At 78.3% G+C, this 1490-nt stretch carries 1 protein-coding gene and 1 pseudogene; one reads left to right on the top strand and one right to left on the bottom strand.

Translation table 11 applies throughout. The features are described from left to right. On the bottom strand, window positions 1–734 hold a 734-nt coding region (locus tag JNW98_RS33110), incomplete at its 3' end, for a UbiA family prenyltransferase (RefSeq protein WP_372459386.1). Window positions 735–912: 178 nt separating this feature from the next. Here JNW98_RS33110 and JNW98_RS33105 point away from each other — a divergent pair. Then, window positions 913–1490: pseudogene (locus tag JNW98_RS33105) on the top strand (type III polyketide synthase); the annotation flags it as partial.

The raw sequence follows: 1490 nt of genomic DNA, 5'->3' as shown, positions 1-1490 counted from the left end.
ACCAGGACGGCGGTCGCCGCCACGAGGACGGCCGGCAGGGCCCGCCGCACGGCGGACGCGCCCAGCCGGTGCGGCAGCCCGCGTACGCCGGTCGCCCGGTCGGCGGCGAAGTCCGGAAGCGTGTCGGCCAGATGGGCGCCCACGCCCAGCAGCGCCGCCGCCAGGACGGTCCACCAGGCGGGCCACGGCCGGCCGGGCAGGCCCAGCGCGACGAACGCGGGCAGGGAGGCGAAGCCCACGGCGTACGGGAACCAGGACCAGACCGTCGCCTTCCACCGGAGGTCGTACGCCCACGCGGCCGCCACCCCGGCCAGGTGCACGGCCCCGGCGAGCGGGCCGACCGCCAGCGACAGCGGCACGCACAGCGCGAGCGCCGCCCCCGCCGCCGTCCACGCCGTGCGGGGCAGGACCGCCCCGGCCGCGACGGGCTTGCCGCGGCGGCCGGCGGCCGCGTCCCGGGCGGCGTCGAACGCGTCGTTGCACCAGCCGACGGACAGCTGACCCGTCAGCACCGCGCCCGCCACCAGCGCGCACCCGGCCGGGGTGTGCCCGGCGGCTACGGCCAGCGCCGTCACCAGCACCGTGACCGCCGCCGCCGGGCCCGGGTGGCAGGCCGTCACCAAGGCCGTCACCAAGGCCGCCGGCCCCGCGACCGGCCCGCCCGCGCGGGCGCGGCCCGCGGCCACCGGCGTCCGGTCCGGGTCCGCCGCGTCCCCCACGTGCGTCGAGTCCACGCCGCGAGCGTAGGGCGCCGCGGCCCGGGCAGCGGCCGCGCACTCGTCCGGACGGGCGGTCGGCGGCGCGGGAAGCACACCCGACGGGTGACCGGGGAACACACCGGGGGGCGGACGAACGGGCGTTCCCGGCGTCCGGCTCCCCTGTCTCTCATGCCGCCCTCGTCCCAGGAGACGTATGACGACCCGGATCGCCGCCGTCCACGGCCTGCCGGCCCCGCACCGGTACCCCCAGCAGACCCTCACCGAGATGGTCGCCGGAGCGTTCCACCGCGACGGCGGCGACCGGTCGCTGCTGGAGGCCCTGCACCGCAGCACCCGGGTGCGCACCCGCCACCTGGCGCTCCCCCTGGAGGAGTACGCGAACCTGTCGGGCTTCCAGGAGGCCAACGACGCCTTCATCCGGCAGGCCACGGCGCTGGGCGCCCGGGCGGTGGACGGCGCGCTGCACGCCGCCGGACTGGACCCCGCCGACGTGGACCTGCTGATGTTCACCACCGTCACCGGCCTGGCCGTCCCGTCCGTCGACGCCCGCCTCGTCCAGCGGCTCGGGCTCCGCACCGACGTCAAACGCCTGCCCGTCTTCGGCCTCGGCTGCGTCGCCGGCGCGGCGGGCATCGCCCGCCTGCACGACTACCTGGCGGGCCGGCCCGAGGACATCGCCGTCCTGCTCTCCGTCGAACTCTGCTCGCTCACCTTCCAGACGACGGACACCTCGCCCGCCGGCATGATCGCCAGCGGACTGTTCGGCGACGG

The sequence above is a fragment of the Streptomyces huiliensis genome (assembly GCF_020037025.1).
GTDB classification, from domain to species: Bacteria; Actinomycetota; Actinomycetes; order Streptomycetales; family Streptomycetaceae; genus Streptomyces; species Streptomyces huiliensis.
This window is presented reverse-complemented; position numbering and strand designations above follow the sequence as displayed.